We start from the raw sequence: 17,944 nt of genomic DNA, 5'->3' as shown, positions 1-17,944 counted from the left end.
ATTCAACGTTTAGTCATTCCATTCGTTAGAATTCATATAGGGATGAACCCGATTGATTGATTCAGGAAGTGTGTCTGAGCCTGGCACCCGAACGGACGCTTACACTTTCACAGTGCTCGCAGTGTCCGTTTAAAACAAATTTTACGTGTTCCAGTACATTTTCTATTTGATGGCCGCATTTGCTGCATACGACGTTTTTTTTGCTGTTATATGTGTTTTTCATGTCCTCACCTTTTGTTTATCAGAAGTTGTATACGAACCGAACCTTCGCATGGAAGCGTGTGTTCTTGTTTGTCCCTTCTAGTATTAACCTTTGTCGAGGAGAGTTAATCATGATATTTACGATATTTCTGGAATTATTTTGTAGCCCGGCGAATGATCCATTCCAGCCAGCTCCAGGGCAGCAGCTTGCGTGCAAGAACGAGCAGACCGCTTCCTTGCCCGACCGGATAGCGCAGGCGTGGACGTCTCTGATGAACAATGCGTCCAATCAGATCAGCGACCTGACGGGGGTCCGGTGCATGTTCGGCAGAATGCCTTGAATAGCGGAGCACGGCGTCCAGCTGCGGCTGATAGGGAGAATCCGGCTTCGTATGAATACTGCCCAGCCCTTTGCTCCAGATATCGGTTCGATACGAACCCGGCTCGACTAGAACGACCTTGATCCCGAACGGCGCCATCTCATGACGCAGGCTCTCGCTGAATCCCTCAATCGCGAACTTGGAGGTCGCATACGGTGCATAGCCGGGAAATGCAGCCAGACCACTGATACTGCTCATATTGATAATCAGGCCGTTGCGCTGCTTCCGCATGATCGGCAGTACTGCTCGGGTGACAGCAATCAGTCCAAACACATTGGTCTCCAGCTGATCCCGCCAGGCGTGCATCGGCACATGCTCGACAAAGCCTCCCGCAGCATAACCGGCATTGTTAATCAGTACATCGATCTGCCCATGCTGCCGGAATATGGTCTGTACAGCAGCTGTGATACTATGCTCTTCGTTCACATCCAGCTGGAGATACTGGATACGGTCAGCTACTCCCTGCCGGGCTGCCTGTTCTTCCAGCGCTGTCCGCCGGGCGAGATCACGCATCGTCGCGATCACGACAAATCCCTGTTGTGCCAAGTTCAGCGCGATCAGCAGGCCAAATCCGCTGGAACTGCCGGTAATAAGAGCGACTCGGTTAGGAGCAGAGCGGTCGATAGATGAATTCATGAGGATGTGCTCCTTTGTACTGGAATCAAGAGAAGATAACGATGGATTCCGAATGATGCATGGTCGTAAAACTGTAACTGTAATTTGCCAGGAAATAAAGATGCGGTTATGCAGTGATTCGGTGATATGCTGTCCACTGTCCATTCTTATTCGGTCATTGTGCAGCTAACAGCTATATGTTCCATCGTCTCTCTACTCGGCGCAGCTTTACTGGCCCCGGTGTAAAGTCATAGGCGGTAAATCGGATATGAGGCGGAATACCATGCAGCCCCTGACAGATTGTCTCGATCCGGTTCTGTATTGACTGCTCCACGACTGCGCTGGCTTCATCTGTATCGGTCAGCCGGTAAGCAATCTCCAGTCTATCTTCTGCCTGCTGAATTACACGGTAATGACTAATATGCGGAGAAGCCGCAATAATCGCCCGGGTGACCAGATCAGGGAATAACGGGATTTTTTGGTGGTGCTGATTGTGCCGGATATACAGGATATCATCGTATCGTCCCTCAATCCGCTCGATCGCAGTGAACGGCGAACCGCATAGACAGGGTGCGGCAGATTCTGTCAGAATATCATTCAGCCGATACCGGATAATCGGCTGCGTGATCCGTGAGAAGTCGGTAATGATCGGCATAAAACGCCTGCTATCCCGATCGATATATTCCTTTTCGATACAGACCAAATCTTCATTCAGATGAATCGTGCCGTGTGCACAGGTAGCTCCCAGAAATCCCTCTGTACATTGATACACCTGATGTACTGTCTGTTCAAAGGTCTGTTCGATATACTGCTGATCCAGAGGGTCCAGTACTTCGGCAACAGCAATTATCCGCTGCGGCTGGACATTCAGTCGTCCAGCTGCATATTCCTCCGCCAGCAGTCGCAGCATCGAAGCCGGAGCGACCCAGATGGTGGGACGATACTGGTTCATCTGCTCCAGATGCTCCTCCAGCGGACACATCAGGTCAAAGTAACGAAACTGCAGCTTACCCTTGCGAACCGATTCGTATAGATTACTGTTGGCACGCAGGAAAAAGGCTATCCGTGCTTCCCGTTTCAGTCCGCCGGGCAGCAGCTTGGCCAGCACCGTTCCTGTCCAGGCAGCCTGCTCCTGCGGACTGACCAGAAATAAGCCCCGATTCCCCGATGTACCCGAGGACAGCCCTACGGTTACGCCATTCAGCAGCGGCTGAAAATCTCTCGTCTGCTCCGCTTGAAGCGCGAGCTTCATCGCTTCTTCACATCGGATTCCCACTGTATTCAGTCTGTCAAAATGCTCCATCATGATCTGTTTGTCAATGATGGGGAATTGGCGCCATGCATGATCCGGCAGTCCTTTCCATAGATCACGGTAAAAAGCGGACACCGCCCGAATCCGGCGTATTTGCCGAATAATCCGTCGTTCCTGCCAACGCTCCAGCGCTTCGCGACCCGACCAGCGGTGCAGATGACGAGTTTGCATATAATGATACAGGATGCGTAGTGTGTCGCTATTCATGTTAGCCACCTCCCTCCCCATTCAGCCAGCACTTCCCTGCAGTGGCTCGGTACGATACGCAGCTCCGGATTCGTACTCGACCACTCGCGCAGACGATCCATGCTGCGGACATACTCCCTGCGATCCGACATGATAATCCCGGCCAGCGGATGCGGCCGGCGATTCTCGCGCAGCGCCCGGCTGGACCAGACGGTGTCCGCACAGAGCAGATAATCATGCGAAGAAGTTGACAATAACAGGCCTATCATTCCTTCGGCATGACCGGATAGCTCTATCGCGAACAGGCTGCCGTCTCCAAATAAATCATGCTGCGGACCATATGCTTCCCTGGATACAGACCATTCACCTGATGCAGACGACTTGCTTGATACAGATAATTTTCGTTCTACAGCCCGTAGCTGGCCAGATGTACTCGGATGTATCAGATCTTTTCTGTAAAAAGGCAGGGAGCGCTCTATCCAATCCTCCGGCAGCAGGCCGCTCAGAAAGCCTGCCTTGACCGCGCGCAGTGTTCCGAGCTTACGTACAGCTTCATATGATTCCGCCAGATAGATAAAACGGGAATTGGGAAAGTCCTGAACAGCCGCAATATGATCCCCGTGAAAATGCGACAGGATCACATACTGTACGTCAGCAGCATCTATCTCCATACGACCCAGCTGATCAGCTGCGCTGTCCTGCTCCTCATATACAACAGGCGTAATATAACGATAAGCGGCCTGTGGAAGAGTAGCCGTTTCTGTAAAAAAGCGGCTGCTATAGCCCGTATCAAACAGAATGATCCCATGCTTCGGATGACGGATACAGGCAAACCCTGCCGGAAAAGCGACCGGACGTAGCGTTCCGCCACGGATTGTCAGCACTTCGGGATGGGTGCAGTAACCTGCCGCTCCCAGCCACAGGGATACTGGCGTAGATGTCAGCATATCTTTTCTCTCCTTTTACCCAGGAACAGACAATAGACGGTTCATCCGGGTTATTCCATATGATGTTCCTGCCGCCACCAGCGGGCAAAGCGCTGCAGTCCCTCATCAACCGTCACAGCCGGTACGTAGCCCAGTTCTTCCCGGGCGCGCTGAATATCCAGTGTATGCGGTACAGCAATAGAACCTACCGTATACCGGGTGAGCAGCGGTTCGCCGGACAATGGTAGCAGCCGATAGGCGGTCTCCAGTATGCCTGCAGCCGTATAGGCTGCTTTGACCGGAATTGAACGTGTACGCAGAGGCAATCCCAGTTGTTCGAACAAACGGGTGAGCAGCATACCAAACGGCATAGCTTCTCCATTGGAAATATTATAGGCCTGCCCAAGCACACCAGCCGGGGCAAAAGCGGCCAGCAGCATCGCATCCAGCACATTATCCACATACGTCAGATCGATCTCGGCTTGCCCGCCATTCAGCAGCGGCACACCGGACTTGCGATTTGCCTCCAGCAGCCTCGGGAACAGTGTCTGATCCATGGGTCCGAAGATTGCCCGCGGACGCAGCATCACGACCGGCAGCTCTTGCTGCTGCCAGGCTTGCTGCAGCAGTTGCTCCGCCATCAGCTTGGTAGCCGCATAATGATTGGCAGGCTTGCGCGGCAATGGATCACTTTCCCGAATCCCGTAGCGTGTCCGATAGTCAAAATAAATACTGGGCGTGGAAATATGGATCAGCCGCTGTACTCCATGCCGCAGACAACCATCTGATACATACCGGGTAGCCTCTACATTGCTGGAAAGGAAATCACGATACGAGCCCCAAGGCGAAGACAGGGCCGCACAGTGAAACACATACTGCTGCTCCCGGCAGACTTCTATAACCTGCTCCCGATTGCTCAGCTCGATCGGAATAAATTGTGCGCCTGCTGCAGCCAACTGACGGCCAGCCTGTTCATTTCGTCCGGTTGCGGTGACCTGCCAGCCTTGTGCCAGCAGTCGTCTGGTCATATGTCCGCCGAGAAAGCCGGTCGCTCCGGTAACTAATGCTTTCTTCATGTTCTGCCTCTTTTCGTGTCGATCATGGTTGGATCGGCTGTCCGTTCCATTCGATATCGTGGGTTAATGCTTCGGTGACCGATATGCGCTGCTGCCTGCTCAGTCGCCAGGCCGCCCGAACCAATCGGAACTGCTCTATATAAGGTCCTCGATCCCGGGCATGATAGATTGCATCTCTTGTTCCTCGCATAGCTGCGAACCATCTTTTCCAATCCTGCCCTGACCAACGCTGGCGCCAGCCGCTAATCAGCATGGGCAGTGTCAGCATCGCGCGGCTGCCCGGCTGCGGCTGAATGATCCGCTGCGCGGCAACCAATTGATCCGGGCAAAGCAGCGCCAGCTCCAATCCATCTTCTGGACGAAATAAATGCACACCGCTTGTGGTTCGTGGATTGCATTCGATCGGATAGAGCTGCTGATCGACAGCCGAGCTAATCAGATCGAAGCTGATTTGCCCGCTGAACTCGTTCCCTTGCGTCCTCTGCTGTCCTTCGATAAACTGTCGTACCCAGGCCAGCGTGTCCGCTCCATCCAGAGCTTCAAAATGAACACTGGCTCCCGCCTGACTGCTGCGATACTGACTCCGATACGCTGCATGGGCCACGACAACACCTTCGTGCACAATGCTGTAGGTACATATATTTCCCCCTTCCAGATAGCGCTGGGCGATCCATGGCTCTGCGGCAGATAATGAAGCAGGTACCGCTGCGGACAGGGTAGATTGACGATCTGTACGCCTGCCGCGATCCCGGTATAATTGCCGAAAAAAAGCAGGCATCAGCACACGGGAAGCAAAGCGCGAATAAGCCGGCTTTAATACCACCGGCCCATCGTAGATCCCGTCGCTACATTCACTTCCATCCTTATCCTCTGCTTGGCAGCCTGCTCTCCCGGCCGACGGGGTCTGCACGGTAGACAGTGATTTGTCAGCAAATCGGGATGGTTTAGAAGCTTGTAAACTGCTTATAGGCATGTCGGCATTTGTTGCGACCGGCTGCTGGAGCCAGGTAGGGTCTACCAAGTCCTCCGGTAGAGACTCTACAGATTGTACCCATTTACGGATACTTTGCTGGGCCTGCTGCCATGCCACTGCATCGGTAATCAACCGCGTCACCGGTGCTGCCAGTCCTGCCTGACGTACCTGCCGGATAAAATCGCCTTTGTGATGTAGAGGTCGCAGCGATTCCAGGGGAGGAGACAGAACCCGGCAGATCCGGTTAAGCTGTTCATACCCGTGGGCAATATAAAAGATTTCTTCGCATGTAGGCAGCAGCAGCTGAATCTCCAGCTCTACCAATAGCTGCGATAGCTTTTCCAAATACGCTTCCGGTTGCTGGCGCGGCGGCGGCAGACGAAAACTGGCCGTTACTGCATTGGACGTGCGGCATAGATGATAGGCTGCGCTCTCTGCTACATATATCGTATGTCCACCGGCATGCAGCTGACGAGCCAGCTCCAGGGCGACCGGAGCACGGCCGCCGGTGAGCAGAATACGCTGCGGAGCGGCAGTTTTAGTAATCAAGCACCATGCCTCCCAGCGACAACCCGGCTGCCGTACCGAGCAGCATGATCCGGTCGCCGCGACGAATCCGCCCCTGCACAATCGCTTCATGCAGTCCCATCGGGATCGAAGCCGCAATTGTATTGCCATGATTGGGTGTAATATTCATAAATTGTTCCTCTTCGATCCCCAGCTTGCGGCGCATCAGCCGCATCGCCATCGCACTGCCCTGATGTGGAATTACCATCCGAAAATCGTTCATCACCGTCCGAGATTGTGTCAGCAGATCCTCGATAAATTCCGGCAGTAACCGGGAAGCCATCCGGAAAATCGCGGGACCGTCCATTTGGAACAGATAAGCCGGTGCAGCTGCCTGCTCATGCCCATGCGGGAAACGGGTACCGCCGGCTGCCACCTCCGAATAACGTGCTCCTTTGCTATACGTATGAAGTGAAGTATGTATAATCGCTGAAGATTCATCGGCGGCTGCCGGTCCGATCACGACGGCAGCAGCTCCATCGCCGAACAGTACGGCGCTTTCCTTTTGACTCCAGTCCAGTCCTGCCGAAGCTACCTCTGTCGCTACCAGCAATACATAACGATAGCGTCCGGCTGCTACGAGATAGGATAACGTATCCAGACCAAAAACAAAGCTCAGACATGTACCGTCAATATCAAAAGCAGGTATGCCGGAATCTTCCTGCCCCATCGCCTGCTGGATAAAAGAAGCCGTGCTGGGCAGCGGCTGCTCCTTGGTGCCGCTCGTGCACACGAGACAATCGATATCGTCAAATGTCAGTCCGGCTGCTTCAAGCGCAGAATAAGCCGCTGCCGCTCCCATCGTAGAGGCTGTCTCGCCTTTATCCACGTAATACCGCGTACCGACACCGCCTGCTTTGGCAGCCCAACCGGGCTTGACGCCCAGACGCTGATCTACCTGTGCATCGGTTACGGCCTGACGCGGCAAATATTTGCCTGTTCCCATAATTTTCACTTTGCGAAGCTGCATAATAATCCCTCTAATCTATTGATAGAATAAAGCTATTCGTCGTAGCGTTCATGCAGATAAGTCATCATCTGCTCTATTTCATCCTTGCTAAATACTTCTGATCCATCCCGTATATCCGGCAATTGTCCATTATTCAGCAGTCGCTGCAGCTCTGTCTGGTAGGCATCTACAGAAGGCACTCCTGCCAGCTCACCCAGCCCTCCCATCGTTCCCTGACGCACGACCGGATAGCCCTGATCTTCGGGACCCGCTGCCCGCTCGTAGAACTGCCTGATCTGCTCGGCCAGCTCATCCCCTTGCCCATTCACAATCACAAAAGCGGTAATAATATAGGCTTTGGCCTGGCGACGCTGGGCGATCCCACAGAATTTGCGACCATGAATACCGATATCGTAATCTCCCGGGCAAAAGGCACCCTCCACTTCTCCGGTATATACCTCACGGCTCCATGGATAAACGGCCTGGCTAATCCAGTCGGCCATAAATTGAAAGTCTTCATGAATATTGATACGATGCTTGGGATTAGGCAAAATAATCGATAAGTTCAGGATACCCGGATGCAGGGGTACAGCTGCACCGCCGGAAGGGCGTACGCAGATCGCTGTTCCTTCCTGCTGGATCTGCTTCATGGCAGCAGCTGCATTCGACAGCCTGCGATCCCGTAGACCGATAGTCATACCATCCGTATGACGCCACATATGTACGACCGGCGGATGTCCAATGCCTACCTGGCGGCACATCAGTTCTTCCCATGCCAACGGCTGCAGCATCGGTACCTCTTTGCCGAGCAGCGGCGTCTCATACCACACCGCCTGTTCCAATCCTTCCGGCCAATTGGTTTTCCCGCCCCCGGTAACTGTGGGCTGTACCTGCTGATTATCTGTCAAACTGCTCCCTCCATTTCCAGCAGTACCGTCTTATCCGTACTCTGTCTGATACTTGTTATTATACCAGTTCTATCCGCAGAGCTATAGCGGGATAAAACAAGGAATATCTAGCGCACTTCTTTTTTCGTTGTATGCATCGGAATCGGACCGCATCTGCCTTAGCATCCTTTGCTGCACAAAAAGCATCCGTTTGTCCGCGGATGCTCTATCTGTAAAGTCTAGTATGAATGGTCAAGTACTTGCCGCACAAAACCGCCGCTGCTTTGCAGCAGTTCGGCTGCAGCATCGGCATCCACCTGCAGCAGGATCATCACAATAGCAGTCTTCACATGACCTCCAGAAGCCAGATAAGCCTGTTCCACCTTATCATCGTCCGCTTCGGTCGCCAGCTGGATCAGCCGCCGGGCGCGCAGTGCCAGCTTTTCGTTGGTCGCCTGCATATCCACCATCAAATTGCGGTATACTTTGCCGGAGCGAATCATGGAGGCTGTAGTCAGCATATTGAGAATCAGCTTCTGTGCGGTTCCCGCCTTCATGCGTGTGGAGCCGACGATAGCCTCCGGGCCGGTTACCGCCTCGATCATAATAGAAGCGACCTTGCCCATCTCCGAATCAGGATTATTGCTGATTCCAACAACTACTGCGCCACGTTCCACAGCCTCCTGCATCGCTCCGAGTACATACGGAGTGCGTCCGCTGGCAGCGATTCCCACTACCACATCCCGGCCAGATACTTGATGTTCACGAATATCCCGCCGTCCCAGCTCCGGATTGTCTTCGGCGCCTTCAACCGCCTGCTGAATCGCCCGGCTGCCTCCTGCGATCAGTCCAATGACCTGCTCGGGATCACTGCCATAGGTAGGTGGACATTCCGACGCATCCAGAATACCAAGCCGTCCGCTGGTACCTGCTCCCGCATACAGCAATCGTCCGCCTGTACGGAAGCTCTCTGTAATAGCTTCGACGACTTTGGCAATCTCGGGAATACAGCGTTCGACTGCTGCCGGTACTGTACGATCTTCTTCATGAATTGCTCGCAAAATCTGTTCTGCTGTCATATCGTCGATACCTGTGGTACGCGGATTTTGCTGCTCGGTCAGCAGCTTGCCTAAGGATGGATTCATCTCCTGTTGCCCTCCCGATTTTTATAAAATCAATGTTCTGCCAGCCTGTTCATGATCAGTACAGCTGCACCATAGGCTGCTTGTTGCTCCGCCAGTCTTACCTCCGGCAAACGAGCATAGCCTTGCTGCAGCTGCTGGACAAATGTCTCCCGGTACAGCACGGAATAACGGAATATGGAACCGGCCGCTGCGATGCCTGTCTGCTCCAGCTCTGGATACCGGTTCAGCAGAGCCTGTACCAATTCAGCCATATCAACGGCAGCCTGCGTAATAATTTGCTGTGCCAACACGTCTCCCGACTGTGATGCTTCTATACAAAGCTTTGCCGCTGCCGCGATCTGTCTTTTGCCTATATGCGGCTGATATACAATATGACGCAGATCTTCGGCAGAACGTGCATCATAATGCTGCAGTACCTTGTCCGATAATCCGGTCACCTCCACGATACCATCGTAGCCAAGCATCACCGTCTGCAGCGTTCGCTGTCCGATCGCGTATCCACTTCCCTGATCTCCTAAAATATGTCCCCAGCCTCCGGCGCGCACCCTCTCTCCGGAAGGCAGAACACCCAGCACGATCGACCCCGTACCTGCAATAGCCACTATTCCGCGATTAGTACCAAAAGCTGCTGCCAGAGCAGTCTCGGCGTCACTGACGACCCGTATATCCGGTGCCTGTTGTCCGCGTTCCTGCCAGTAACTGTGCAGCACTTGCTCAACGACTCTGCATTCCTCCGGGGTATAGACTCCGGCTACACCTGCACCTATCCCCCGGCACTGTTCAAGCACCAGCGCAGAGTCGCTTAGCAGCTGTGAAATTACATTATGTATATTGCTCCTGTAGTCTGTGCCAGCCGACGATTTGGGATTGCTTGCATTACCTTCTGCATAAGCGATTTGCTGCCCATTTCCATCTACAGCCACTGCGGTTGTCGAGGTACCGCCTCCATCTATTCCTATCACATATTCCATATACTCATCCCTTGTATTTGATTGTCAGCAGATGCAAGATGTGTTGTGGTCAGACCCTGTATGTTGATGTCAGCTATGTTATAGACTTTTGGATATACCGTTATAATTTGCACTTATTATAACATGTGCAGGATAGTGGGAAGACTGTAATCGAAATTATATTTCATCATTTTGCTATTATATAAAATAATTATTTTTTGATGTATAAATGAAATGACATCGCTAATCTTTTGTGGTTATATTAATTAACAATACAGTGACATTTTAGTATCACTACTTATCGGGATCATATGTTATTGCATGTGTATCATTTCCATCTTAACTCATGGAGGGAATACCATGAATGAATCTGTACCTTCCGTACCTTCTGTACCTACAAGGTACACTACTACCCATTCGGCTGTAGAACCTTTATCACCAGATCAGCTCGCTCAACTGGAGCATATGTGGAATCCGCTGTATGCAGCCTGTCAGCAGCGAATCGTTCCGGGTGCTTCGGCTGCTATCTACTGGCAGGGTCATTGTCTGTACAAAGCAATTGGCTGGGCGGTCGATACAGCCGATAGGCAGATTCCTGCCAATACCGATACGATATACGACTGTGCTTCATTGACCAAAGTAGTCGTTACACTGCCACTGATATTGACGCTTGTCCAGCGCGGAATACTGGAGCTGGATCGCCCGGTATCTGTAGATATGGCTGAATTACGAACAGGACCTTATCAGCAGATCACGCTTCGTCAGCTGCTCAGTCATACCTCCGGTCTGCCTGCCATAGCCGATTTCTATTCCGGTACTGTCCTCACCATGCCGGAAGCCATTCAGACGATCAGTCAGATGCCGCCTGCTTATGCCACAGGACAGGCATGTATGTATAGTGATCCAGGGTTTATGCTGCTGGGTGAACTGTTCACCCGGGTAAGTGGACTCCCGCTGCCAGCCGGCGCTGCGCAGTATATTTGGGAGCCATTGCATATGAAGCAGAGCCTGTTCGTACCAGCCAAAAGTCATATCGCCAACATCGCTGCTACTGAATACGATAGACCTACAGGAAGTCATCTGCAGGGCATAGTTCATGACGAGAATGCACGGGCACTGGGTGGTATATGTGGACATGCCGGCTTGTTTGCTACCGCAAGCGATCTGCTGCGATACGCAGCGTATTGGCTGAATGCTGTGAGTGGCAGCATGATAGATGACCCGTCCGAATTATCCCATGTCTCTCCTCCAGCGCTTTCTCTGTCCGATCGGCTTCTACAGGAAGCCGTCACTCGGCAGACTCCGCCCCTTCCCGGCACCCGGCGCGGACTCGGCTGGGTACTGCAAGGTGATGATGCGGATGTCTCCGGTCCTTCTTTCTCTACTGCTGCATTTGGTCATACAGGATTCACCGGCACGAGTATTCAAATCGATCCGCAGCAGCAGCTGGCGATCGTATTATTGACTAACCGGGTTCATTATGGACGCAGACAATCGATCCAGCAGCTGCGCAGAGACTTTCATACTGCTGTATCTTCAGCACTGCACGATCGGACTGCACCGTCTTCATCCCACTGACAAAGGAGCAACCGTATGAATGGAGGATTAGTGAGACTACGCGAGATTATTACAATGATTACCCCGTCCGAACGCAAAGTAGCCAGCTTTATCCTGGAGCATCCGCGCCAGCTGGTTGGCTTGTCTGTCGCCCAATTGGCCAAGCAAAGCGGTGGCAGTCAGGCAGCGGTGATCCGGTTATGCAAATCCGCCGGATTCAAAGGGTATCAGGAGCTGATGCTCAAAGTAGCCGGTGATCTGTACGAAGAGCCTCCGATCAGCGGCTATCAGGAAATTCACCCTGCAGATCCCATCCAGCATCTGATCGAGCAGGTATCCGCGAATACGATTCAATCGATTCGGGATACAGCCAAAATACTGAATCCACTATACGTGGAGAAGGCTATCAAAGCGCTGGAGCAGGCCCGGAGGCTATTTTTTCTGGGTACAGGAGCTTCCTACCTCGTAGCAAGCGATGCCCAGCACAAATTTCTGCGTATCAACAAACCGGGATTCGCTTTTAGCGATGCGGATATGCAGCGTATGGCCTCCAGCATGCTGACCCCGGAAGATACCGTAATCGGCATCTCCTATTCCGGTCAGACTGCCGTAACTATCGAGTGTATGCAGATGGCCCGCGATGCCGGAGCGACCACTATTTCCCTCACCCGGTACGGCAATAATCCCGTCAGTAGTCTGGCGCTGATTCCGCTTCATATCTCTGCCCTGGAGCATGATGCTCGCAGCGGAGGCATTTCTTCAAGGATTACCCAGCTGCATGTGATCGATATGCTGTATCTGGGTGTAGCGAACCGCAGCGAGCCGCGCTTGCTGGATGATCCGAAACAGGAATACAGGGCAGTCCACCGCATGAACTTTTAGCTTAACCGCTTTTGTTTTCCGATCCGTATATCCCGGCGGCGCAGCGAGTCTGGTTGTATGAACAGACATAGCGACACTCTGTTTCTCCGCTATCAGACAGCACAAATACTCCTCTCCGTTATGGAGAGGAGTATATTGACAAAATAAAGAATCTTATTGCTGCTGTGCCAGCTCATAGCGTTGTACCAGCTCATTGACCTTAGCACGTACGATCAGATCCGAATTGTTGCGGTTGTATAGGATCAGACAGACTTCCTTGATAAAAGCAGTCTTTTGCTCCTCATTCAGCTCGGTCAGTCTCTGATCCAGAAATTCACGAATTTCCATATAATCTCCTCCACTCATCCAGTTTGTCTGTAGCAACCTTGCATATGAGTCTAATCTACAATGCAAGTATTGAGCAAGCCTTTCATTAAAATATACATGCTATACTACCGTATTCCTGTCTGCTGTGACATCAGGCACAATGTAGACCAAAAAGCAGGCAGCCGGGATGACGGCTGCCTGCTTTTGGTTTGTTGTTTGTTTGTGTGATTCAGCAATTCGGTATTTAGTGATCCTTGATCAGCGACAGGAACTCTGCGCGCAGTGGCGCATCATTCTGGAAGCCGCCGCGTACAGCAGACGTGATCGTCTTGCTGCCCGGCTTTTTGACACCGCGTGCGCACATGCACAGATGTTCACCTTCAACGACAACCATTACACCGGTTGGCTTCAATACTTCGTCGAGAATATCAGCGATCTGGCTTGTGATCCGCTCCTGCACCTGAAGACGGCGGGTAACCGCTTCGACCAGACGGGCGAATTTGCTCAGACCGGCGATTTTGCCGCTCGGTACATAGCCAATGTGGACTTTGCCGAAGAATGGAGCCATATGATGCTCGCACTGGCTGTAATAGACGATATCCTTGACGATGACCATCTCCTGATGATTCTCGTCAAAAGTAACGCCCAGCGCCTCGCGCGGGTCTACACTGTATCCGGCAAAAATCTCCTCGTACATCCGTGTTACCCGTGCAGGTGTCTCCAGCAATCCTTCCCGTTCGGTATCTTCACCGATCAGGTTCAGGATTTCCTTGATATGATATTCAATCTGGTCGCGATGTGCTGCGACCTTCAGGTTGGTATAATCCTTAATTCCAGCCATGCTGACCTCCTTCCACATTCAAGGCCTTCATGCACTGATGCCTGTCATGTAATTATCTTCTACGTTTGCCCTGATTGCCACGGCCCATTGGAGGCATTTGTGGCTTCGCGCCTTTTTTGGGAACGCCGCCGCCATTTTTCATCATTTGCTGTGCTTGCTGCATCTGCTTCGGATTCAGATTATAGCCCATTTGCTTGGCCATTTTCTGCATCATCTGCGGATCGCTCTGCATTTTTTCCAGTTGTTTGCGCAGGTAATATGCGCCAATGAAGAAGCCCCCGACGAGACCCACGATAAGAGTCACGATAGGTATGACCCAGTTCCACCACATAATAAGTGCCACCCCTGTATATTCATTGTATTTCGTTCCCGGAGAGCTCTGGCTTTCCTTGCCGTTGCAGGCATGAACAGCACTTATCATACCATTTTAACGCCTGCTCTAGCAAACATTTTCATACCGGAAATTACGTCCTGTCTAATTCATGACCGCTTCTATGAAAACGGTTGTAGCATTTGCCAGATCGACTTCTTTGACATCGAGTGAATCGCCGCTTCCGCGTACGATCCGCACGACTGGACGCCCTGGCAGCCCTCTATGCTGGCTCACGACTACCCCGGTTTCCCTCGTGGACAGGCGGACTCCCGTCCCATTCGGATAAATGGAAATGATCCGGGTAAACTCGACCAGCAGATCATGATCCAGCGCCGTACCCGACATCGCCATCATCTCTTCGCACGCTTCATGCGGCAGCAGACTCTTGCCGCCATGTTCCTTGGGCGTAATCAGATTATCGTACGTATTGGCAATCGTCACGATCCGGGCATACCGGTGAATCTCATCGTGACTGAGGCCACGCGGCTGCCCGGTGCCATCCATCCGTTCATGGTGCTGCAGGGCCACATGCGCGATCATCAGATTGAAATCGCGCTTGGACTTGATCAGCTCAAACCCTCTCCAGGTATGATGCATTTTGGAACCGGGAATCAGATCAAAAGCCTCACCGCCGGACACTTTGCCTACATCATGCAGCAAGGCGCCAATCGCCAGATCGCGCAGCTGCTGCTGATTCATTCCGATATTCATGCCAATAATCGCCGATAGCAGACAGACATTCATCGCATGCAGATAGCGGGCATTGTCCGCTGTCTTGATATCGGTCAGCTGTACCTGTACTTCCCGCGCCCCAATAATATCTTCCAGCAGATTCTCGACGCTGAGCGTAATCCGTGCCGGATTCCATTCCTTGCCGGACCGTACGGCATCAAAGGTATCACTCATTTCCCGGATCATGTGCTGTTTGGTCGCTTCGCTCAGGATTTCTTCCGGCTCTACGTCGGCAAACTGCTCGTCCTGAATATAGATCATGGTGACTCCAATCCGGTTCAGCGTGTTAATCATAAATACGGTCAGCTGCACACCTGCCGACAGCAGGATCGTACCATTACTCGAATAGACAGACTTGCCCAGATGCTGCCCGGTCTCGACATTGTCTATGCTTACGTATCTCATCAGCAATCCCCTTTGGCTTACAATGATAGATACTTCATTTGGACCGAATCGTGCGGACTTCCTCAGAACGGTCTATATTTTTATTTCAGAAAAGAACAGGCTGGCGCAAATACCCTTCCAGCTCCAGCAAAAGTTCCTTGCGATCCAATCCCCCGCCGTATCCAACCATCTGACCGTTCATGCCGATGACCCGATGGCAGGGTACAATAATCGATACCGGATTGCGATTATTCGCTCCGCCTACCGCACGGACAGCCGATGGACTGCCAATATGCACAGCAATCCATTTATATGAGACGACTTCGCCATAAGGAATAACCTGCAGTGCCTGCCAGACCTGACGCTGAAAAGCAGTCCCCTGCAAATCCAGCTGCAAATCAAACGCCTGACGTTCACCGGCAAAATACTCATTGAGCTGATCGATCGCTTGGCCGAGCTGCGTTGGAGAGTGGACAATCTCATGTTCTCCATACCAGCGGCGGGACCAGGTGGATAGACCGGACTGCGCCTCACTATACGTTTTGAATTCCAGATGACATAATCCATATGCCGATTGCAGTAGCGTCACCGGGCCTACCGGCGACTCCATTTCGGCATAATACAATACAGCTCCATGCTGTTCATTTTGCAGCATTGCCGGTTCGTACAACTGCTCGTCGGTCACGCGGACTCCTCCTCCAGTATTCTTTTCGCTTCGATCAGGCGATCGATCACATCCTGTTCCTGCTCCCGTTCCAGTCCACGCTCTACAGCAGCCAAAGCATCGGGACCGCCGATTCGGCTCAGCGCCCAGGCGATAGTGCCACGAATCATCGGACGCACGTCTTTGAGCAGCATCTCGGTCAGACGAGGCACTGCGCTTTTATCCTTAAAATTACCAAGGGCGATAATCGCATTGCGCTGGATCGGGTTTTTGCCGCGCCAGGCAGCAGATGTATCACCAAACTCCTGCTTGAACTCTTTGTTGCTCAGATCGAGCATAGGCAGCAGCAGCGGCTTGGCTTTTTCCGGATCAGGACGCAGATCTTCCTGATGATTCCAGTGTTTGCCTTTATTTTTGGGACAGACGATCTGACAGGTATCGCAGCCATACAGCCGGTTGCCGATCTTGCGCATATGCTCATCCGACAGCATCCCCTTGGTCTGCGTCAGAAACGATACACAAATTTGTGAATTCAGCTGTCCCGGGCCAACCAGCGCACCTGTCGGGCAAGCATCAATACATTTGGTGCAGGTCCCGCAATCTTCGGTCACCGGCGTATCCGGGGGAAACGGAATATCCGTAATCATATCCCCGAGAAAGATCCAGGAACCGAGCGTAGGCGAGATCACTGCGCAGTTTTTACCAAAAAATCCGATACCTGCGCGCTGGGCAACTGCCCGGTCCGAGAGCGCACCGGTATCGACCATGCTCTCGATTCTCGCTTCCGGCACCCGCTCATGAATAAAATCTTCCAGCCGCTGCATCCGGTCCCGCAGCACATAATGATAATCCCGGCCCCAGGCCGAGCGGGCCATAATGCCCCGGTATTGTCCGGGTTCCGATTTTGGCGGATTTTCCATTTTGGAATGATACGTCACCGAGATGGCGATGATCGAGCGTGCGCCTTCCAGGGTTAGTGACGGGTTGATTCTTTTCTCCAGATCCGGCTCTTCAAATCCGGACTCATAGCCTTTGCGCCGGTGTTCCTCCAGCACTTCCTTCAGAAAAAGAAAAGGATCGGCGGTCGTAAAACCGATATCGTCAATTCCCAGCGATGGCGCAGCTGCCTTGATCTCAAGCTTGAGCTGTTCCCATCTGGATGTTGGACTTGGTATCATATATTCCTGCTGCGTCACTCACTGTCACCTCCTGCCGACTGTTGTCGGCTATCTATTTCATAATTATACCTGATCTAACTGGAAATACGTCTAAAAAATAGAAAAACACACCTGCATCCCCCACGAAGCCGGAAGGCAAGATGTGTCCATATATACAAAACAGTATGATATAGTCTGTAGTTATCCCAAATTTATCTCTATAATTATTATGCGTTAGCTGCAACGATGCTTAATTTCTCGTACGTACGAAGAATCTTGCTCTCATCATAGCCCAGAGCTGCATACAACGGCATTACCGCCTCGTTATGCTCGTCTCCTGCGATCATAATTCCACTGACATTACGCTGCTGGAAACGTTTTTCCATTGCTGCGACCAGCGCTTTGCCAATTCCTTTGCCTCTCATATCCGGATGAACGGCAATACGGTAGTAACAACCGAAATTGCGGTCAATCGTACCAATTAACAAGCCAATAATTTCTTCTCCCTGCTCCGCAACCATAATCAGTTCGGAATCCCAGGACAATTGTCTCGCAAAAGGTCCCATAGTATGCTCATAGCATTCTTCCGACAGAGCTACCTGCAGCAGCTCCTTCACAAGGTTCAAATCACTTAGCTTAAAGGAACGAATTTTCATGATCCAAACTCCCTTTTCATCAGCTTGATAAATACCGTTTCATTAATAACCCCTGACAATCATGTTCCAACACAAAAAAGAAGGACATCTGCGTAGACGAGCCATACGCCCTACATAAAGAGTTGTGTAAAATCCTGCTGTACAGGAAAACGATAAGACGGCAAAAAAGTGCAAATAATTGCACAATATAATCTCAGTGTTAATTAAACCACAATTTTCGAGGAA

At 51.9% G+C, this 17,944-nt stretch carries 16 protein-coding genes and 1 pseudogene; 2 read left to right on the top strand and 15 right to left on the bottom strand.

All coding sequences use genetic code 11. The features are described 5' to 3' along the window. Positions 1-356: 356 nt before the first annotated feature. From AR543_RS05495 to AR543_RS05455, 9 genes are all read right to left on the bottom strand, one after another. A complete protein-coding gene (locus AR543_RS05495) occupies positions 357-1,217 on the bottom strand; it encodes an SDR family oxidoreductase (RefSeq protein ID WP_087071248.1) in 861 nt (286 codons plus the stop codon). Positions 1,218-1,389: 172 nt separating this feature from the next. Continuing rightward, positions 1,390-2,715: a F390 synthetase-related protein gene (locus tag AR543_RS05490; protein ID WP_060532495.1), complete on the bottom strand. Its 1,326-nt coding sequence runs from the start codon at positions 2,713-2,715 to the stop codon at positions 1,390-1,392. Then, a complete protein-coding gene (locus AR543_RS05485; RefSeq protein ID WP_060532493.1) occupies positions 2,712-3,641 on the bottom strand; it encodes an MBL fold metallo-hydrolase in 930 nt (309 codons plus the stop codon). Before AR543_RS05485 ends, AR543_RS05490 begins: the two co-directional genes overlap by 4 nt. Before the next feature lie 50 nt (positions 3,642-3,691). After that, positions 3,692-4,696 carry an NAD-dependent epimerase/dehydratase family protein gene (locus tag AR543_RS05480; RefSeq protein WP_060532491.1) on the bottom strand — a complete coding sequence of 335 codons (1,005 nt, stop codon included), beginning with the start codon at positions 4,694-4,696 and terminating at the stop codon, positions 3,692-3,694. Between the two features lie 22 nt (positions 4,697-4,718). Further along, the gene (locus tag AR543_RS05475) at positions 4,719-6,218 is read right to left on the bottom strand and encodes an ATP-grasp domain-containing protein (protein ID WP_060532490.1); all 1,500 of its coding nucleotides are present in this window, start codon (positions 6,216-6,218) and stop codon (positions 4,719-4,721) included. Then, positions 6,208-7,206, bottom strand: a complete 999-nt coding sequence (locus AR543_RS05470) for a beta-ketoacyl-ACP synthase III (RefSeq protein ID WP_060532488.1) — start codon at positions 7,204-7,206, stop codon at positions 6,208-6,210. Before AR543_RS05470 ends, AR543_RS05475 begins: the two co-directional genes overlap by 11 nt. 32 nt (positions 7,207-7,238) lie before the next feature. Continuing rightward, entirely contained in the window at positions 7,239-8,093 is an 855-nt protein-coding gene (locus AR543_RS05465; RefSeq protein ID WP_082472131.1) for a lipoate--protein ligase family protein, read from the bottom strand. A gap of 218 nt (positions 8,094-8,311) precedes the next feature. Then, a complete protein-coding gene (murQ, locus tag AR543_RS05460; protein ID WP_060532486.1) occupies positions 8,312-9,217 on the bottom strand; it encodes an N-acetylmuramic acid 6-phosphate etherase in 906 nt (301 codons plus the stop codon). 29 nt (positions 9,218-9,246) lie between these two features. Further along, positions 9,247-10,188, bottom strand: a complete 942-nt coding sequence (locus AR543_RS05455; protein ID WP_060532484.1) for a BadF/BadG/BcrA/BcrD ATPase family protein — start codon at positions 10,186-10,188, stop codon at positions 9,247-9,249. Between the two features lie 339 nt (positions 10,189-10,527). Between AR543_RS05455 and AR543_RS05450 the strand changes: the two genes are divergently transcribed. Further along, complete coding sequence (locus AR543_RS05450; protein WP_060532482.1) at positions 10,528-11,745, top strand: serine hydrolase domain-containing protein; 1,218 nt, start codon at positions 10,528-10,530, stop codon at positions 11,743-11,745. Between the two features lie 15 nt (positions 11,746-11,760). Then, on the top strand, positions 11,761-12,606 hold the full coding sequence (locus tag AR543_RS05445; RefSeq protein WP_060532480.1) for a MurR/RpiR family transcriptional regulator: 846 nt from the start codon (positions 11,761-11,763) through the stop codon (positions 12,604-12,606). A 153-nt stretch (positions 12,607-12,759) separates the two neighbouring features. On the opposite strand, the gene AR543_RS24200 is transcribed toward AR543_RS05445, so the two are convergent. The 6 genes and pseudogenes from AR543_RS24200 to AR543_RS05415 form a co-directional block, all read right to left on the bottom strand. After that, positions 12,760-12,933, bottom strand: coding sequence for a hypothetical protein (locus tag AR543_RS24200; RefSeq protein WP_017812642.1), 174 nt, complete (start codon positions 12,931-12,933; stop codon positions 12,760-12,762). Between the two features lie 223 nt (positions 12,934-13,156). Beyond that, complete coding sequence (gene folE, locus AR543_RS05440) at positions 13,157-13,753, bottom strand: GTP cyclohydrolase I FolE (RefSeq protein WP_017812641.1); 597 nt, start codon at positions 13,751-13,753, stop codon at positions 13,157-13,159. Positions 13,754-13,805: 52 nt separating this feature from the next. After that, positions 13,806-14,084 (bottom strand): YneF family protein, encoded by a 279-nt coding sequence (locus AR543_RS05435; protein ID WP_060536654.1) that lies wholly within the window; start codon positions 14,082-14,084, stop codon positions 13,806-13,808. 144 nt (positions 14,085-14,228) lie between these two features. Next, entirely contained in the window at positions 14,229-15,263 is a 1,035-nt protein-coding gene (locus tag AR543_RS05430) for an HD-GYP domain-containing protein (protein ID WP_060532478.1), read from the bottom strand. 85 nt (positions 15,264-15,348) lie between these two features. Then, positions 15,349-17,084 (bottom strand): annotated as a pseudogene (gene queG / locus AR543_RS05420) (tRNA epoxyqueuosine(34) reductase QueG). 206 nt (positions 17,085-17,290) lie between these two features. Next, entirely contained in the window at positions 17,291-17,719 is a 429-nt protein-coding gene (locus AR543_RS05415; RefSeq protein WP_046216355.1) for a GNAT family N-acetyltransferase, read from the bottom strand. Positions 17,720-17,944 lie beyond the last annotated feature (225 nt).

The organism is Paenibacillus bovis, assembly GCF_001421015.2.
Lineage (GTDB): Bacteria > Bacillota > Bacilli > Paenibacillales > Paenibacillaceae > Saccharibacillus > Saccharibacillus bovis.
The sequence above is the reverse complement of the archived record's forward strand: the minus strand, read 5'-3'. Positions and strand labels throughout refer to the sequence as shown.

Excerpts from the sequence above, each read along its gene's own strand:
- AR543_RS05495 (WP_087071248.1), bottom strand. The coding sequence starts at position 1,217 with ATGAATTCATCTATCGACCGCTCTGCTCCTAACCGAGTCGCTCTTATT.
- AR543_RS05490 (WP_060532495.1), bottom strand. The coding sequence starts at position 2,715 with ATGAATAGCGACACACTACGCATCCTGTATCATTATATGCAAACTCGT.
- AR543_RS05485 (WP_060532493.1), bottom strand. The coding sequence starts at position 3,641 with ATGCTGACATCTACGCCAGTATCCCTGTGGCTGGGAGCGGCAGGTTAC.
- AR543_RS05480 (WP_060532491.1), bottom strand. The coding sequence starts at position 4,696 with ATGAAGAAAGCATTAGTTACCGGAGCGACCGGCTTTCTCGGCGGACAT.
- AR543_RS05470 (WP_060532488.1), bottom strand. The coding sequence starts at position 7,206 with ATGCAGCTTCGCAAAGTGAAAATTATGGGAACAGGCAAATATTTGCCG.
- murQ (WP_060532486.1), bottom strand. The coding sequence starts at position 9,217 with ATGAATCCATCCTTAGGCAAGCTGCTGACCGAGCAGCAAAATCCGCGT.
- AR543_RS05455 (WP_060532484.1), bottom strand. The coding sequence starts at position 10,188 with ATGGAATATGTGATAGGAATAGATGGAGGCGGTACCTCGACAACCGCA.
- AR543_RS05450 (WP_060532482.1), top strand. The coding sequence starts at position 10,528 with ATGAATGAATCTGTACCTTCCGTACCTTCTGTACCTACAAGGTACACT.
- AR543_RS05445 (WP_060532480.1), top strand. The coding sequence starts at position 11,761 with ATGAATGGAGGATTAGTGAGACTACGCGAGATTATTACAATGATTACC.
- AR543_RS24200 (WP_017812642.1), bottom strand. The coding sequence starts at position 12,933 with ATGGAAATTCGTGAATTTCTGGATCAGAGACTGACCGAGCTGAATGAG.
- folE (WP_017812641.1), bottom strand. The coding sequence starts at position 13,753 with ATGGCTGGAATTAAGGATTATACCAACCTGAAGGTCGCAGCACATCGC.
- AR543_RS05435 (WP_060536654.1), bottom strand. The coding sequence starts at position 14,084 with ATGTGGTGGAACTGGGTCATACCTATCGTGACTCTTATCGTGGGTCTC.
- AR543_RS05430 (WP_060532478.1), bottom strand. The coding sequence starts at position 15,263 with ATGAGATACGTAAGCATAGACAATGTCGAGACCGGGCAGCATCTGGGC.
- AR543_RS05415 (WP_046216355.1), bottom strand. The coding sequence starts at position 17,719 with ATGAAAATTCGTTCCTTTAAGCTAAGTGATTTGAACCTTGTGAAGGAG.